12 protein-coding genes are annotated in these 16,103 nt (G+C 65.2%); 1 reads left to right on the top strand and 11 read right to left on the bottom strand.

Going from position 1 to position 16,103, the window contains the following annotated elements; translation table 11 throughout:
- Positions 1–19: 19 nt before the first annotated feature.
- From H6955_08180 to H6955_08150, 7 genes are all read right to left on the bottom strand, one after another.
- Positions 20–1,012: a dimethyl sulfoxide reductase anchor subunit gene (locus tag H6955_08180; protein MCP5313521.1), complete on the bottom strand. Its 993-nt coding sequence runs from the start codon at positions 1,010–1,012 to the stop codon at positions 20–22.
- A gap of 21 nt (positions 1,013–1,033) precedes the next feature.
- A complete protein-coding gene (locus tag H6955_08175; protein MCP5313520.1) occupies positions 1,034–1,756 on the bottom strand; it encodes a 4Fe-4S dicluster domain-containing protein in 723 nt (240 codons plus the stop codon).
- 15 nt (positions 1,757–1,771) lie between these two features.
- Complete coding sequence (locus tag H6955_08170; protein ID MCP5313519.1) at positions 1,772–4,678, bottom strand: molybdopterin-dependent oxidoreductase; 2,907 nt, start codon at positions 4,676–4,678, stop codon at positions 1,772–1,774.
- A gap of 169 nt (positions 4,679–4,847) precedes the next feature.
- A complete protein-coding gene (locus H6955_08165; GenBank protein ID MCP5313518.1) occupies positions 4,848–5,285 on the bottom strand; it encodes a hypothetical protein in 438 nt (145 codons plus the stop codon).
- 220 nt (positions 5,286–5,505) lie between these two features.
- Positions 5,506–6,603 (bottom strand): calcium/sodium antiporter, encoded by a 1,098-nt coding sequence (locus H6955_08160; GenBank protein MCP5313517.1) that lies wholly within the window; start codon positions 6,601–6,603, stop codon positions 5,506–5,508.
- Between the two features lie 179 nt (positions 6,604–6,782).
- Positions 6,783–8,741 carry a universal stress protein gene (locus H6955_08155; protein ID MCP5313516.1) on the bottom strand — a complete coding sequence of 653 codons (1,959 nt, stop codon included), beginning with the start codon at positions 8,739–8,741 and terminating at the stop codon, positions 6,783–6,785.
- 11 nt (positions 8,742–8,752) lie between these two features.
- On the bottom strand, positions 8,753–9,007 hold the full coding sequence (locus H6955_08150; GenBank protein ID MCP5313515.1) for a hypothetical protein: 255 nt from the start codon (positions 9,005–9,007) through the stop codon (positions 8,753–8,755).
- Between the two features lie 1,127 nt (positions 9,008–10,134).
- On the opposite strand from H6955_08150, the gene H6955_08145 reads away from it, so the two are divergent.
- Positions 10,135–12,294, top strand: a complete 2,160-nt coding sequence (locus tag H6955_08145; GenBank protein MCP5313514.1) for a transglutaminase family protein — start codon at positions 10,135–10,137, stop codon at positions 12,292–12,294.
- An 84-nt stretch (positions 12,295–12,378) separates the two neighbouring features.
- Here the strand turns inward: H6955_08145 and H6955_08140 are convergent, their stop codons facing one another.
- The 4 genes from H6955_08140 to H6955_08125 all read right to left on the bottom strand — a co-directional run bounded on the left by H6955_08140 (position 12,379) and on the right by H6955_08125 (position 16,094).
- A complete protein-coding gene (locus H6955_08140; GenBank protein MCP5313513.1) occupies positions 12,379–12,684 on the bottom strand; it encodes a hypothetical protein in 306 nt (101 codons plus the stop codon).
- Positions 12,681–12,932, bottom strand: a complete 252-nt coding sequence (locus tag H6955_08135; protein ID MCP5313512.1) for a MoaD/ThiS family protein — start codon at positions 12,930–12,932, stop codon at positions 12,681–12,683. The genes H6955_08140 and H6955_08135 overlap by 4 nt, the downstream gene beginning before the upstream one ends.
- Before the next feature lie 5 nt (positions 12,933–12,937).
- Complete coding sequence (locus tag H6955_08130) at positions 12,938–14,167, bottom strand: NAD(P)/FAD-dependent oxidoreductase (protein ID MCP5313511.1); 1,230 nt, start codon at positions 14,165–14,167, stop codon at positions 12,938–12,940.
- A 76-nt stretch (positions 14,168–14,243) separates the two neighbouring features.
- On the bottom strand, positions 14,244–16,094 hold the full coding sequence (locus H6955_08125; protein ID MCP5313510.1) for an aldehyde ferredoxin oxidoreductase family protein: 1,851 nt from the start codon (positions 16,092–16,094) through the stop codon (positions 14,244–14,246).
- Positions 16,095–16,103: the final 9 nt, after the last annotated feature.

Below are 16,103 nucleotides of genomic sequence, written 5' to 3'. Positions count from 1 at the left end.
AGCCAATCTACCCGATGCGTCAGGCAACCGACTGGTAATACAGATTCTGCGGATGCCGCGCCTCGGCAAAGAAATACCAGCGTTCCGCCATCAACCCCAGGTACTGCACGACGAACGCGAGCATCGGCAGGTACGCGGATTCGAGCACGTTCGAGGTGCCGAGCAGCACGACCGGCACCAGGAACACCGTTGCGAGAAAGAACAGCTTGACCGTCGCCAGCGTCGCACCGGTCGCGCCGTGGAAGAACTCGCGGGTGTTGAACGCGCCGCCCATGAAGCCCATCGACTTCTGCCGGATCTTCGTGTGACGCACGCCGATCGCCGTCTGCAGGGTCGATTTGTGCTTGATGCGCGCATTGCGGTACATCGAGAAACCGCGCGTGATCGCACCGAGTACCGTGAAGATCACCGCCCAGACACCGTAGAAGGTCACCAGTGCCGCGCCGATCCAGGCCGAGAACGCCGCCGCCAGTGTGAAACCGGACGCCAACCCGAACAGCATGAAGTTCGCGACCGTCAACGGCGTGTGCCATTCCTGCAGAAAACGCAGGCTGGCGTAGATCATCGCGGTGCAGATGAACAGCACGATCGCCGACAGGACGCCCAGGGTGCCGAGTACCAGCGTGGCATCGATCGGCAGCTGACCCTTGATCACCAGCCACGGCGTGGTCAGGCCGAAATAGTGTGCACCGCCATACAGCGCGACCAGCAACATGAATGCCGGCAGCGCGATCAACTCGCGCGACAGCCACGAAGTGCGCCACTGGGTGATTCCGCGCCAGGCGCGGGTGAGAAAATAGCTCGGTTTGCCGAGGTGAAACACCGCGGCGATCAGGCCGAGACCCAGCAGAACCAGCGCCAGCATGCTACCCGCGGCGTAGAAGCTCACGCTGTCCTGTGGCTCGAGCAGATTCGCGAGTGAATACACCTGGCCGGTGACCAGTGCCATGAACAGCCCCTGCCCGGCACCGATCAGTGTGGTGAGAAAGATCACGGAAAACGCGGGATGCATGTTGTCTTCTCCGGGGCCCGATCAATACGCCACGTCGTCGAGGGTCTCGCCCTCTGCGGCCGGCAGCGGTGCCTCTTTCTTCAGCGGATTGTCGGCGCGTTCCAGTTCGTCGTCGAAGATCTGGATGCGCGTCTTGCGGCGTGGCAGATAGTGGTTCGCCGGCTGCGTGCCCCACTCCGGCATCAGCTGGTAGCCACCGTTCTCGCGGATCGCGATCGATACCTCGGAATCCGGATCATGCACATCGCCGAACAGCCGCGCCGTGGTCGGGCAGGCCAGCACGCAGGCCGGTTTGCGCTCCTTCTCCGGCAGGCTCTGGTCGGTGATACGGTCGATGCACAGTGTGCATTTCTTCATCACCTTCTGCTGCTCGTCGAGTTCGCGCACGCCGTACGGACAGGCCCAGGAGCAGTACTTGCAGCCGATACACTTGTCGTAGTCGACCAGCACCACGCCGTTGTCCGCGCGTTTGTACGAGGCACCGGTCGGACATACCGGGACACAGGGCGGCTCTTCGCAGTGCAGGCAGCTCTTCGGGAAGTGCACGGTCTCGGTCTTCGGGAACTCACCGATCTCGAACATCTGCACGCGATTGAAGAAGGTGCCGGTCGGATCGGCGTCGTACGGGTGGTGATCGACCATCGGGCCGGCCCATCCGGAGGTGTTCCACTCCTTGCACGAGGTCACGCAGGCGTGACAACCGACGCAGACGTTCAGATCGATCACCAGGGCCAATTGTGTCATCGGCTCGCTCCTTTCCTACTCGATGCCCGTCTTGCGGCGGAACACGCCGGCGAAGTACGCCTGCCAGCGACCACGCTTGGCGTCCTGACCGGGCAAACGCCGTTGCGGCTTGAACTGCGGATAGCTCGCCTGCGGCTCGCTGTCATCGGCCTTGTACACCTTGACGCGCACATCGAACCACGCCGCCTGACCGGTCACCGGGTCTGAATTGGACAGGTGTTCGCCGGCCTCGCTGGGGGGCAGCTCCTCGGCGATCACGTGATTCAACAGGAAACCCTTTTGCGACTCGTTCGCCTTCGGGTGCAGCGCCCAGGCGCCCGACGCCTTGCCGATCGCATTCCAGGTCCAGACGGTGCCGGGCTCGACCGATTCGGAGAACCGTGCCATGCAACGCACCTTGCCGTGCGGCGATTCGACCCATACCCAGTCGCCGTCGTCGAAGCCTTGCGCCGCACCGAGGCGAGGACTGACGAACAGGTAGTTGTGGGTATGGATCTGGCGCAACCAGGCATTCTGGCTGTCCCACGAGTGGTACATCGCCATCGGTCGCTGGGTCAGCGCGTTCAGCGGGTATTCCTGGGTATCGACCAGTTCGACCTCGAGCGGCTCGTGATAGAACGGCAGTGGATCGAAATAGGTCGCGACACGCTTGGCGAGGTGCGCCGGCGGTCGCTTGCCCGGTCGCCTGCCCTGTGCCGCCAGGCGGAACTTCTGCAGGACCTCGGAATAGATGTGCACGTTGATCGGTTCGGCGTAGCGGGTCATACCGTGCGCGCGCGCCCATTCCAGGTAACCCTTGTTCCAGTTGCGCATGTACTGGTACGACTTGGGCAGTTCGTAGTGGAACACGCAGTTGTTCTTGGCGTACATCTCCCACTGGCGCGGGTTCGGCTCGCCCTTCAGGAACTTCTCGCCACCCTTGCCGCGCCAGCCGGAGAGGAAACCGATCCCGGAGCCCGGCGAAGTCTCGTAATTGATGATGAAATCCGGATAGTCACGAAACTTGCGCGCGCCTTTGTCGTCGACGAACGCCGGCAATCCCAGTCGCGTACCGAGTTCGATCAGCACCTCCTGGAATGGCTTGCACTCACCCTTCGGGGCGACCACCGGGATGCGCACCGAATCGACCGGCCCGTCGAACTCGGAGATCGGCCGATCGAGCATCGACAGGGCGTCGTGGCGTTCCAGGTAGGTCGTATCGGGCAACACCAGGTCGGCGAACGCCACCGTCTCCGACTGGAAGGCGTCGCACACGATGATGAACGGGATCTTGTACTCGCCGTCGTCGTCCCTGTCGACCAGCATCTCGCGCACCTTCGCGGTGTTCATCGACGAGTTCCACGCCATGTTCGCCATGAACAGCAACAGCGTATCGATCTTGTAGGGATCGCCGCGCCAGGCATTGGTGATGACGTTGTGCATCAGGCCGTGCACCGACAGCGGATACTCCCAGGAGAACCCCTTGTCGATGCGTACCGGATTACCTTCATCGTCGACAAACAGATCGTTCGGGTCGGCCGGCCAACCCAGTGGCATGCCGTCCAGCGGCGTGTTCGGCTGTACGCCCTGAGGACCCTTCGGCGGCTTCGGACAGGGTGGGATCGGGCGCGGGAAGGGTGCCTTGTGACGGAAGCCCCCGGGACGGTCGATGGTCCCCAGGATCGTCATCAGGACGCCGAGTGCGCGGATCGTCTGGAAGCCGTTGGAATGCGCGGCCAGTCCGCGCATCGAGTGGAATGCGACCGGGTTGCCGAACACCGAGCCGTGCTCGCGACCCCAGACGTCGGTCCACTGGATCGGCAGCTCGATCTTCTGATCGCGCGCGGTGACGCCCATCTCGTGTGCGAGGCGCTTGATCGTCTCGACCGGGATACCGGTGATACCGGCGGCCCATTCGGGCGTGTATTCCTCGACCCGTTCCTTGAGCATCTGGAACGCGGTCTTCACCGGTCGCCCGTCGATCGCGTAGCTGCCGAGCAGGTAGGGGTCGCAGCCCTCGCAGCGTACGTCGACCGGGCCGTTGGTCTTGCGGTCCCACCACAGCTTGTTCTGTGCGTCGAAACAGCCCTCTTCGACCGGCTTGTCGGTGCGGATGAACATGCCGAAGTCGTCTGACGCCGAATCGAGATTCACCAGCTCCGCGGCATTCGTGTAATCGACCAGGAACTCGCGGTCGTACAGCCCCTGCTTGATGATCTCGTGGGTGATCGCGAGCAGCAGCGCGCCGTCGGTCCCCGGCTTGATCGGCACCCATTCGTCGGCGATCGCCGAATAGCCGGTGCGCACCGGGTTGATCGAGATGAACCGCCCGCCGCGGCGTTTGAACTTGGAGATCGCGATCTTCAGCGGGTTCGAGTGGTGGTCCTCGGCGGTGCCGATCATCACGAACAGCTTGGCGCGATCGAGGTCGGGGCCGCCGAACTCCCAGAACGAGCCGCCGATCGTGTAGATGAGTCCGGCCGCCATGTTCACCGAGCAGAAACCGCCGTGCGCGGCATAGTTCGGGGTGCCGAACTGCTTCGCGAACATCCCGGTCAGCGCCTGCATCTGGTCGCGGCCGGTGAACAGCGCGAACCGCTTCGGATCCTCGGCACGCAGCCTGGCGAGCCGTTCGTGCATGATCTCGAAGGCCCGTTCCCAGGAGATCTCCTCGAAGTCGGACGCGCCGCGCTCGCCGCCGGTGCGACGCAGCAGCGGCCGGGTCAAGCGCGCCGGCGAGTACTGCTTCATGATCCCCGAGGCGCCCTTGGCGCAGATCACACCCTTGTTCAGCGGATGGTCGGGATTACCCTCGATGTGCCGGACCTCGCCGTCGCGCAGCGTGACGCGAATGCCGCAGCGGCAGGCACACATATAGCAGGTCGTGTTCTTGACCTCGGTCCGACCGGTGTCCTGGCCGATTTGCACCCTGGGATCCAACATTCACCGCCCTGCCCGATGGCTCTGTGCCGATTACATAAACAACAGCTAATATTCTAATCTTTAGGCGGTTTTGGATCAAACCGGATACGCGCCACCGGGCCAGACAGCCGCGGGAACGGCGTCGCGACAGGATAAGCGCCGGCGCCGTGCGACGACGCGGTGACGGGCGTCAATACTGGAACTTGCGCACCACCCGGTAACCGTGCGCGTCCGGTTTCCAGCCCCAGAAGTGGGCCTGCAGGTCACGTACGGCGTCGAGCTCGGCGTCACGGTAGGAACGGCCGCTGAATCCACAACCCATCGCGCTGCGCGGCTTGCCGCGAAAGTCCTCGAATTCGCTGCGGATCACGATCACATGGGCATGCTCGAGATTGCTCAGGTTCTGCGCGCGGATCACGTCCAGGTGCTGCTGGAAATCGGCATAGCCCTTGTCGCGCAGTTCGCGTTCCGCGGCCTCCTGCGCCAGCGACGGATGCTCGGTGCCGACCGCCAGCGCATAGTCCATCGTGACCCCCTGGTACTTGGCCATCACACATGCGGCACCCCCGGCATGGGCCGGTGCGGCAACCAGACTCGCTGCGACGAGCAGCCACGGGGAGAGGTTCATCGGTAAGACGGGCTCCGGGGACATCAAGCAGGAGATCGGTTGCCGATGCCGTTCCTTTAGGCCGCGACGCAGGGACACCGACGAACGCGTGTACCGGAATCCATGGGATGCCCAGCTGGCTTTGGTTGTCCGCATGAACCGGCATGCGTGAGCCGCGTCGCCGGCCGGCATCAAAAGCGGGAGACCCACCCGGTCGGCCGATCGGATTTCACCGAAGCGCTCACCGCTTCTGGCCGGGTCCTGCCCGCCAATGCCGCCAAGCCAGCACCAGCAGGGTGACCGCTACCAGCGGTATCACGAAGCCGCCCATTGCTGCGTCGTAGCCTGGTACGCCGTCGTGACCGATGGCGTGGAGAATCAGATAGAGGGCATAGGCGGCATACAGCGTCAGGAACAGCGCCCCCTCCCAACGGGCGATCAGCGACCCGGTGAAAAATACCGGCAGGCAGGCCACCGCCACGGCCACCATCACGGGCAGGTCGAAAACCAGCATGGTCGGCGGCACTGCAAGATCGGCTGGCGCGACACTCGCCGAGACACCCAGGACCGCCAGGATGTTGAATATGTTGCTGCCGACTACGTTACCTACCGCGATATCGCGCTCTCCGCGCACGGCGGCCATCAGCGACGTGGCCAGCTCCGGCAGCGAGGTGCCGGCGGCGACGATCGTCAGCCCGATGATCAATTCGCTGACGCCGAGGTCCTGGGCAAATCGAACCGCGGCCTCCACCAGCCAGTTTGCACCGACCACCAGCAGGACCAAACCCGTAAGGATGAGGAGCAGCTGCACACCCCAGTGCGCGTCCCAACCCCGTGGCGTGCCGTCGAAGGCCTGCGCGTACTCGGCATCGACGGCAACCTGGGTCGTGGCAGTCTCGCGCCGGCTCTGGCGAATCAGCATGACGGTGTAGCCGATCAGCAGCCCGGTGAGGAGCAGTCCCTCCCAACGGCTGATGCCGCCATCCACGGCCATTGCCCAAAGCAGCAGGCTCACGCCAATCATGATCGGCACCTCCTGGCGGATGAGCTGCTGATGTACCAGCAGCGGCGAGATCAGGGCCGACAGACCGAGAATGACCAACACGTTGAACAGGTTGCTACCGACCACGTTGCCCAGGGCGATATCCACCTGCCCGGACCACGCCGATTGCACAGACACCGCAAGTTCGGGAGCACTGGTACCGAAGGAGACCACCGTCAGACCGACCACCAGAGACGACACGCCCCACGAAAGGGCCAGCTTTGAGGCACCGCGCACCAGCAGCTCGGCGCCGAAGACCAGCGCCGCCAGACCTACGAGGAAATCAAACACACCGATTCCGACATTCCCAAAGTTCTGACTGAGACACACCGTCGACTCTGCCGTTGCACCGTCGCCTGGCGTTCATGGACGCCACGCATCTTCGATGCCATCGACCGCCACTGGATCCTAAACCGTACCTGCAGCGAGCCGTTTCATCCTCGTCGGATCACACCGAGTCGCGGTGCGGAAACCCCTCATGTTTTTACGACCAGCACAGCGCACAGGGTGTCGTTGAGGATTCGTTCGGTCGTGCTGCCCAACAAGATACGCTCGAGGCCGGTGTGGCCATGACTACCGGTCACGATCAGGTCGGCGTTGCGCTCTTTTGCGGTCGCGATGACCAGCTCATCCGGACGGCCTTCGAGCACCAGTCCCTCGACGTCTATGCCTTCACCACGGATGTGGTCGACCACGCGTTGCACTACCAGCTCGGCCTCTGCGCGGCTGTCCGGTCCAGGCCCGCTGCTGGCCACAGACACCACAGTCATCTTCGCCTTGCAGAATCCGGCCATGCCTGCAGCGGTAATCGCAGCGGCATCGGCATAGCGCGATCCGTCGGTCGCCAAAACGAGGTGCCGGCCCTCGACTCTCACGTCACGCGGTACGACCAGTACGTTGCAATGCGCCATGCCGATCACCTGGGCGGTGGCGTGGCCGAGCATAAGGCGCGCCAGCCCACGCCGCCCACGCTGCCCCATCACGATCAGGTCGACGTTCAGGCGCTCGGCCATGTCGACTATCTCTCGATCCACTGCATGGCCGTTTACGAGGTGGATGTCGCATGCGACGCCCGCGGCCTGGGCCTGGGCGCGGACCGCGTCGAGATGCGCCTGTGCCATGTCCATTTCCTGCTTGAGCACCGCCTCGCCGAGCGCAGCGTGTTCGACGCCGATCGCGACCAGTGACATGACATGCATCTGCGCACCGCATTTGCGTGCCATCGCGACCGCCTCGCGCACCGCGGCCTCGCTGAACTCTGAACCGTCACTGGCGACCAGGAAACGCTCGAAACGCGCCAGGGGCGATACCTGCACGGGCGCCGACACCACTTCGGCCTCGGTGGGTGCGCCGGCCGGTGCCGTGGTGATGGCCGCGGCCGCCTCGGCGAGGCGGTGCTCGCGGATGCCTTGGCGCAGCGCGCGAATGATCATGAATGCACCGAACGCCAGCGCGAACGCGAGCGATGCCTCGCCGATTGCATTGAGGATGCGGATGCCGCCGTCGGACAGTCCGGTGAGAACCTGCAAGTCCGACAGGTAACCAGGGATGTAGAAGAACCGGCTGACCAGCACGAGCAGCATGATCGCGGCCATCACGAACTTGACCACGTAGTCCTTCACGTACGTGGTGCCAATCGCACCGATCTGAATGCCGAACAGTGAGCCGGCGAGGATGATCATCGATAGCCGGATGTCGACGAAACCGTCCAGCGCATAGAAGAAGCTGCCGCCGAGTCCCATGATGAACGCAACCACAAGTTCGGTTGCGCTGGCCATCAACGCCGGCAGCCCCAACAGGTACATCATGGCCGGCACACCGATGAACCCGCCCACTGCAATGGTGCCAGCAAGCAGACCGGTGGCGAACCCGAGCGGCGCGATGACCAGAACGGAGACCGGCGCGTCGATGCTCTTGAGATGGATCATGGTCCCCGGGATGTGCAGGCGACGTATGCGTTGCGCCAGCGGCCCAAGCGGTCTCGGTCCGCTACCGGAACCCTCGCCGCGCTTCTCACGCAGACCGTCGCGCAACACAAAGCTGCCGACGATCCCCAAGACCACCACGAAGATGAACGACACGTAGAGGTTGGTACCGGCCGTGCCGAAGGCCTCCCGGATGCCGACCATCACGTTCTTGCCGACCAGTACGCCAGCCTCCGCGAACAGACCCATGACGAGTCCGAGTTTGATGTCGACCTGGCCGTACTTGTTGCGCTTGTAAGCACCAACCAGCGCCTTGGGGAACTTGTGCGCCATGTTGCTGGCGACGGCGACCGCTGCCGGCACACCCAGGCTCATCATCGCCGGTGTCAGCACGAACGCGCCACCCGAGCCGATGAAGCCGCTGACCATGCCACCGATGAAGCCCACGACGAACAGGATCACCACCGTCGCGAGGTTCAAATCAATGAACTGGAAGGACATGTTATCCATCGTGGCGCCCCTTATTTCAGCTTGGGCCGAAGGCCGAGCACGTCCCAGAAATGCCCGGTGAACGCACCGTGCACCAGCGAGAACACCAGCGCCACAGCGAGCGGGACCAGCGCGGCGAGCTTGCTGTCGCCACTTCGACTGCGGCGGGCAAGCTCGGTCAGCTCGTCGGCGAACAGAAACAGCACGAAATACATCACGGCGCTGGCGGCGCCGAGCACCAGGGTCAGCACGAGCGCGCGGCGATCTCGCGGTCGGGGCGGTGGCAACGGTCATAGCGATTCCAGGAGTCGGGTGACGAAAGGACTCGTCGGGAGCGGCCGGCCGGCCGCTCGGGGCGCTACAGTCTAGTCAAGGGCCGCATGCGAACGCAATGGGGCGAAACACTTTCCGAGAGCGACGCAAACCTGGATCCCACACCTCACGGCGGCGATTGGCCACATCGTGGAAAGCGTATGCCACAACGTTCTGGCGACGCTTCGGCAGCGCCCGAAACACCGTCGCCGATCCACTCTTTTCAAGCCGGATCCATCGCGTCACCGGGCAGCCCGATGATCGATGACCCAAGCGCTGGCTGACGGCCAAAGCCGCCCCTGCCCCGGGTTCTGGACGAGCGCAGCCGCACCCGTCGAGGCGGCGTGACTCACGCCGACATCAAGCTTCATGTCGGCACTGCGGGCATCGGGGCGGCGCGTGCCACCCGGTTGCCGGGCGCATTCGAATCGCCACCCCGGAGGTCCCGGTTCACTTGGCGTCGGCGACGTCCCCGCAACCGGTCAACGAGGCGCCCTGTGTTCCGCCGTACTCCGCCCGGCTCCCAGGTCGTTCACACGCCTACTGGCACCTCGTGCGCAAGCGGTACAGCGATGTATGATCTAAGTGCACATGCACCGTTGTGGAGGTGAGCGCTCGCCAGGTTCATTGCGACCGGCGATTTGATCCACGATGCGGGAGCAAACCGACATGTCCAATCACGAACAGCGGTCGAACAAGGAACCGAAAAAAGAGCCCTTGCATACAGCCAAAGAGAAGAGGGCTGCCAAGCGGGCCAAGAAACATGCAGGCGACCACCCGATGCCGATCGTGAAGAAGCCTTGACGAAAAAACCGGGCGGAAGGCCCGGCGCGGAATCAGTACCCGGTGGCTGGCTGCCGGTCGCCACCGGGTGCGGTCTGTCAGGTTCGCCAGGACGGACTCGTAGCGTGGGGGCAGTGAGCGCGAGTCCGGCCCGGAGAAACACTTTTTTCGGTGCGGATCTCGCTGAAACCCGGTCACCGCTACAGCTTTCCCGCTGTGACGCCCAACGACTTGCGACCGCACAGCGGTTACGCACCGCGGCTGCAAGCTGTTATCGTGTGGGCACCGAATCACCCGCCGCGGCACACGCAGACCCAGTGTGAGCGAGCACGATCCAACCCGCCGGCAGCCCGATGACGCGGCACCGATCGACGACGCACTCGCGGCGCATGATGCCGCGGTCGCCGGCGGCGGTCTGCAGATCTGGATTGGCGCCGAACCGACCTTCACGCTGCGCAGCGCGGAGTCACCCGAATGGCTGTCCGAACCGCTGGGCGGCGACAAGCAGGCGTATGCGCTGCACATGCTCGATGCACTGCGGCGCCGCCACCCGGGCGGCGTGGTCCTGCGCAGCATCGGTCGCCAGTACGCTGCCGAAAAGCGACCGCGCTGGTCTTTCGGCCTCTACCGGCGACGTGACGGCAAGCGACTCTGGAGCGGGCCACCCGACCCGTTGACGCGGGCCAGCGGAAACGCCGACGCGACACGCGACGACCGCTTCTGCACGGCGCTGACCACGCTGTTCGAGGCACACGGCTGGCACTGCCGGTGCCTGACGTTCGACTCGGCACCCGGTCGGCGGCTGTTGTTGAGCCGCACCGCCGAGTTGCCCATTGCGGGCGATGATGACCGCCTGAGCCGCCCGTCGGTCCATGACCACAAGACACCCGCGGGCGGACTGCACGACGAACTCGCCGCCTTGGGACTCTACCTGTTCGGCATCGATCGCACCGCGATCGGCGACGGACAGGCGGCCTGCATCGAGCTGCCGGCAATCCCCGATGTCGACACCTTCATCGACTGCCTGACCGCGATCCAGCAGGCGGCCGCGACCGCCGGTCTGGAGGAACTGGTACTGCGCGGCTTTCCGCCGCCGGTCGATGCCCGCGTCGCGTGGACCACGATCACCCCGGATCCGGCGGTGATCGAGGTCAACCAGGCCCCCGAGCCGGACGCCGCACGATTCCACGCGGCGATCGACGAGGTATACCGCGTCGCCCGGGACATCGGCCTCTCGCCCTATCGCCTGCAGTACAACGGCGGCGTCTCGGACTCCGGCGGCGGCGGCCAGTTCACGGTGGGCGGGCCAGCGCCCGCCGGCAGCCCGTTTTTCGTCCGCCCGGCGCTGCTGCCGCGCCTGGTGCGTTACCTCAACCGGCACCCCGCCCTGTCATACTGGTTTGCGCCGGATTACGTCGGCAGCGCCAGCCAGTCGCCGCGGCCCGACGAGGGTACCCGCGAAAACTTTCGCGAACTCGCGGTCGCGTTCGAACAGCTGGCTCAGCAGCCATCGGCGTCACCGGAGCAGCTGTGGGCCAGCCTCGCGCCTTTTCTCGCCGACCCGTCGGGCAACGCCCACCGCAGCGAACTGAACATCGAAAAGCTGTGCAACCCCTACCTGCCCGGTCGCGGGCGACTCGGGCTGGTCGAATTCCGCGCCTTTCGCATGCCGATCTCCGCGCGCCACGCGGCAGCGACCGCTGCATTGCTGCGCGCGCTGGTCGCGTTGCTCGCGGATACCGATCCCGTATCGGGATTGCGCGACTGGGGAGACGTGCTGCACGACCGCTACGCGCTGCCTTTCTACCTGCGCCAGGATCTCAACGCGGTTTTCGTTGACCTGGGCAGACACGGCCTGGGACTCGACGCCAACGTGCGGACGCTGCTGTTGCAGGCGCCGCACCAGGCGACCTGGCAGACCCGTTTCGGCGGTTGCGAGCTGATCATCGAACGCGCGGTGGAGTTCTGGCCGCTGGTCGGGGACGTCGCCTCGCAGGAATCCGGTGGTTCGCGCACGGTCGACTCGAGCACGATCCGTATCCAGGTGAGCCTGCGACGCACCGAGGATACGGGTCCGCCGCTGGAACGATGGCGCCTGCAGGCCGCCGGTTACGAGGTGCCGCTGCATCCCGAACACGACGCCGACGGTGCCATCCGGTTGTGTGGACTGCGCTATCGCGACTTCATGCCATGGCGCGGGCTGCATCCGGCGATCGCACCACTCGACCCACTGCAGCTGGTACTGCATCACCCGCAACACGACCGGGCGCTGCTCGCGACACTGCACAACTGGCATCCGCACGGCCTGCCCTATAGCGGCCTGCCGGTGGACTGGAAGGACGCCGCCGGGCGACGCGCCGAACGCCTGCAGACGCGCGAGGTGGCAGCGGCGCAATGCCCGGCCGGCGCCGTGCCCCCGGCCAGCGCCGTCGATGGCCTTACGCTGGATCTCAGGCGCTGTCCGCGACGCGACGCGTGAGCCCCTCCGAAGGGCGTCAGCGCGCGTTCGCGATGATTGAACCGAGATTCGGGAAACGGATAAGCACGCTGCGCGCGCTCCGCGTCAACCACCGCCGCGGTGGAAGCCGCGCTCGAAGCGGCGCATGAACTCCATCGCCAGCGTATCCGACGCAGCCCTCAGGTCGATACTCACGGCGAGGACCGGGATGCGCAGGGCGCCGATCACGCGCGCCGGCAGCGCACGGATCTCGATGGTCGCGATCGCCCGTTGCCGCGGGCCCGAGACCTGCCACCGACGGGGACCGCCGGCGACCGTCCAGTCGCGCATCGCGGCCGGGAGCACTGCCGCGAACTCGGTGGACGTGTAACCCATTTCACGCTCAACGACCCGCGCCGCGGGTTCGTTCACCCGCCCGCCACCGGTGGCCAGGCGGCGACCAGGTCACCCTCGGCCAACGCCAGCCCGTCGCGCTCCGCCGGCTGCAGAAAGACCCCGTTGCGCAGCACCAGGTGGGCCTGCTCGCGCGGCACCTTGTAACGGTCGAGCAGATCGTGCGCGGTGGCGCCGGGCTCGATGTCCACCGTCACCCGGTGTCGATCGGCGCCGGGCGGCAGGTAGCGCATGAGCGCGGCGTACAGCTCCAGATGCACCTGCATCGTGCTCAGATCACCTGGGTGGTCGCCATGTAGGCCTCCATCAGGCGTGTCGGGTCGCGCAGCAGCCGCTGCCGCCAGATGCCCAGGGGCGTACGCCGCTGGATCAGGCCGCGCAGCACGCCCACGTGCTGATACAGCCCGACCGCGTTGGCGCCGACCAGGTGGTCGTCGTCGAACTGCAGCGACAGGTAGCGGAAATCATCCGGTGCGTACAGCTCGGCCTGCTCGCCACCATCGGTGCCTTCCCAGCGACCGAAAGAACATGACAGCAGGCCGAGCGTATCGAGCACGTTCATGTTCAGCGAACCCTCGTAGCGTGCGTCGTGGCCACTCATGTTGAGTGCCGCGAGATGACCGTGATCGGTCGCAGTCGGCTGGATCGCGTGCACGGCGTAGTCGCCGGTCGAGAAATCGAGGCCCTGGGCCACATCGCCGGCCGCGTAGATGTCGGCCACGTTGGTACGGAACTGTCGATCGATCAGCACGCCCTGGTCGACCTCGACACCGCTGCCATCGAGAAAACCGACATTTGGCCGCACCCCGGTCGCGGTGATCACCAGGTCGGCATCGACGAAGCGTCCACCCGCCAGTCGAACACCCTTGGACTCGATCGACTCGACGCCGGCACCGGTCAGCACCGTCACGCCTTTCGACTCGCACCAGGTCTGCAACAGACCACCGGCCTGCGGACCCATCATGCGCGGCACCATGCGCTCGCCCTGTTCGATCACGGTGAGCTGCACCCCGCGTCGCGCCAACGCCTCGAGGATGATGCTGCCGATGAAGCCGGCACCGATCAGCGCCACCCGGCTGCCGGCGGCGGCGCGCGCCGCGATCGCGCGGGCGTCGGCGAGTGTCCAGCAACTCGAGACATGCTCGGCGTCGATACCGGGGATGGGTGGATGGGCCGGGCTCGAACCGGTGGCGATCAGCAACCGGTCGTAGCTGATGCTGTCGCCGTGGTCGAGCGTCACGCGATGTTGAGCGGGATCGATCTTGATGACCCGACCTTGTGCGACGTCGATCCGCTGCTGTGCGTAGTGATCGGCACGGTCGCGCAGATGCGTGCCATGTTCGTCGATGTTGTTCATCAGCAGGTAGGGGATCGCCATCCGTGAATACGGCGGCTCAGGTTCGTCGCCGATGATCCGGATCGTTGCCTGTGGGTCGAGTTTGCGCAGGGCCTCGGCGGCATTCACGCCCGCCGGCCCGGCGCCGATGATCAGATGCTGCATGGATTGCGCCTCCGCAATGAAAGGACGACGACCGCCGCGCTGCCGGATGGCGCGCGGCGGTCGGTCACGGGCCCGGTCAGAGTCCGAAGCGTGCGCGTGTCTCGGGCGTTATCTGGCCGTCGGTGGTCCAGCCCCGCAACGCGTAGTACTCGGGCAACATCTTGTCGAGGTCGTTGACCCGGCCTTTGGCCGGCCCGACGTTGGCCGCGTCCTTGAGCAGGCGTTTCGGCAGGGTGTCCTGGTCCGCGGTCATGCCGGCACGCAGGTTGAAATCACGTTCCAGGTTCCAGATGCGCTCGCCGACCTCGAGCATCTTGTCGACGCTCCAGTCGCCCTCGCAGGCCGCATCGACCTGTGGCGCGATGTTCTCCATGCTCCAGGCGAACGTGGTGAACACGCACAGGCCGGACGAATCCACCGCCGCGGTCGCGTCCTGGAATGCCTTGACCAGCTCGGCCTTGCCCTCGGTCGCCAGCGGGTCGGTCTTGACCGGAATGCCAAGCACTTCAGAGGCCACGGTATAGCCTCGCAGATGACAGGCGCCGCGGTTGGAAGTCGCGTAGGCCAGTCCCATGCCCTGGATGCCGCGCGGATCGTAGGCCGGGAATTCCTGCGCCTTGACGGTCATCGACAGTTCCGGCATGCCGTACTTCTCGCACAGGCGCTTCGAACCCAGCCCCAGATCCTTGCCGAACCCTTCGCCACGCGCGGTCAGTTCGGCCATCTGGACCAGCGACGCGGCGCTGCCGAACGACAGGTCGATGCCGCCAGTGGTGTCCTTGTTGATCGCGCCGGCCTGGTAGAGCTCCATCGCCGCCGCCACGGTCGCGCCGAACGAGATCGGATCGATACCGTCCTCGTTGCAGACGAAGTTCACGTAGGTGATCGCGTCCAGATCGTCGACCCCGGTATCCGAACCGAGCGCCCAGGCCGCCTCGTATTCGAGACCCCCCGAGTTGCCCCAGTACTCGGGTTTGTTCTGCACGCTGAAGTGCCCCTTGTCGACGGTCGAGATGCGCCCGCACGCGATCGTGCACCCGAAGCAGCCGGCGTTGGTGGTCAGGTTCGCTTTGCCGTCGCCGGGACGCGGCTCGTGCATGGCCTCACCGGAGATCTTGGACGCGCCCTCGAACTGCACCTCGCGCATGTTGCGGGTTGGCATCGCCCCCATGCCGTTGATCACGTTCATCAGCACCTGGGTGCCATAGGTCGGCAGGCCCTGGCCGGTCACCGCGTTTTCGGCCAGCACCTGCTTGCCGGCATTGACTGCGGCCATGAACGCCTTGGGATCGCGGATATTGCCGACCCCGAGATTGCCGCGAACGGCGACCGCCTTGAGGTTCTTCGACGCCATCACGGTGCCGACGCCGGAGCGCCCCGCGGCACGGTGCAGATCGTTGACCACGGCCGCGTACAGGCAGCCCTGCTCCGCCGAACGGCCGATGCAGGCGATACGCAGCTGCGGGTCCTGGTGCTTCTTGTGCAGGATCTCATCGGCCTCCCACACGGACTTGCCCCAGATGTCGGCCGCCGAGCGCAGTTCCGCCTGCTGGTTCTCGATGTACAGATACACCGGTTCGGCCGAGCGGCCCTCGAAGATGATCATGTCCCAACCGGCGTTCTTCAGCTCCGCGCCGATGAATCCTCCGGAGTTGGAACACGCGACCAGACCGGTCAGCGGACTCTTGGTGACCACCGAATAGCGGCCACCGGTCGACGCCATGGTCCCGGTCAGGGGACCGGTGGTCATGATCAGTTTGTTGTCCGGACCGAGCGGATCACATTTCGGATCGATCTCTTCGGACAGGTATTTGGTTGCCAGGCCGCGCTGCCCGAGATACTCGTTGGCCCAAGCCATGTTGAGCGCCTCGGAGGTACAACTGCCGTTGGTCAGGTTTACACGCAGGATCTTTCTCGTCCAGGCCATGTCTGTTTC

Source organism: Chromatiaceae bacterium, from assembly GCA_024235395.1.
Taxonomy (GTDB): Bacteria; Pseudomonadota; Gammaproteobacteria; order Chromatiales; family Chromatiaceae; genus Thiosocius.
This window is presented reverse-complemented; position numbering and strand designations above follow the sequence as displayed.

What these genes read in the sequence shown, in the direction of transcription:
- H6955_08155 (MCP5313516.1), bottom strand. Translation starts at nt 8,741, where the DNA reads ATGGATAACATGTCCTTCCAGTTCATTGATTTGAACCTCGCGACGGTG.
- H6955_08125 (MCP5313510.1), bottom strand. Translation starts at nt 16,094, where the DNA reads ATGGCCTGGACGAGAAAGATCCTGCGTGTAAACCTGACCAACGGCAGT.
- H6955_08135 (MCP5313512.1), bottom strand. Translation starts at nt 12,932, where the DNA reads ATGCAGGTGCATCTGGAGCTGTACGCCGCGCTCATGCGCTACCTGCCG.
- H6955_08130 (MCP5313511.1), bottom strand. Translation starts at nt 14,167, where the DNA reads ATGCAGCATCTGATCATCGGCGCCGGGCCGGCGGGCGTGAATGCCGCC.
- H6955_08165 (MCP5313518.1), bottom strand. Translation starts at nt 5,285, where the DNA reads ATGAACCTCTCCCCGTGGCTGCTCGTCGCAGCGAGTCTGGTTGCCGCA.
- H6955_08175 (MCP5313520.1), bottom strand. Translation starts at nt 1,756, where the DNA reads ATGACACAATTGGCCCTGGTGATCGATCTGAACGTCTGCGTCGGTTGT.
- H6955_08170 (MCP5313519.1), bottom strand. Translation starts at nt 4,678, where the DNA reads ATGTTGGATCCCAGGGTGCAAATCGGCCAGGACACCGGTCGGACCGAG.
- H6955_08180 (MCP5313521.1), bottom strand. Translation starts at nt 1,012, where the DNA reads ATGCATCCCGCGTTTTCCGTGATCTTTCTCACCACACTGATCGGTGCC.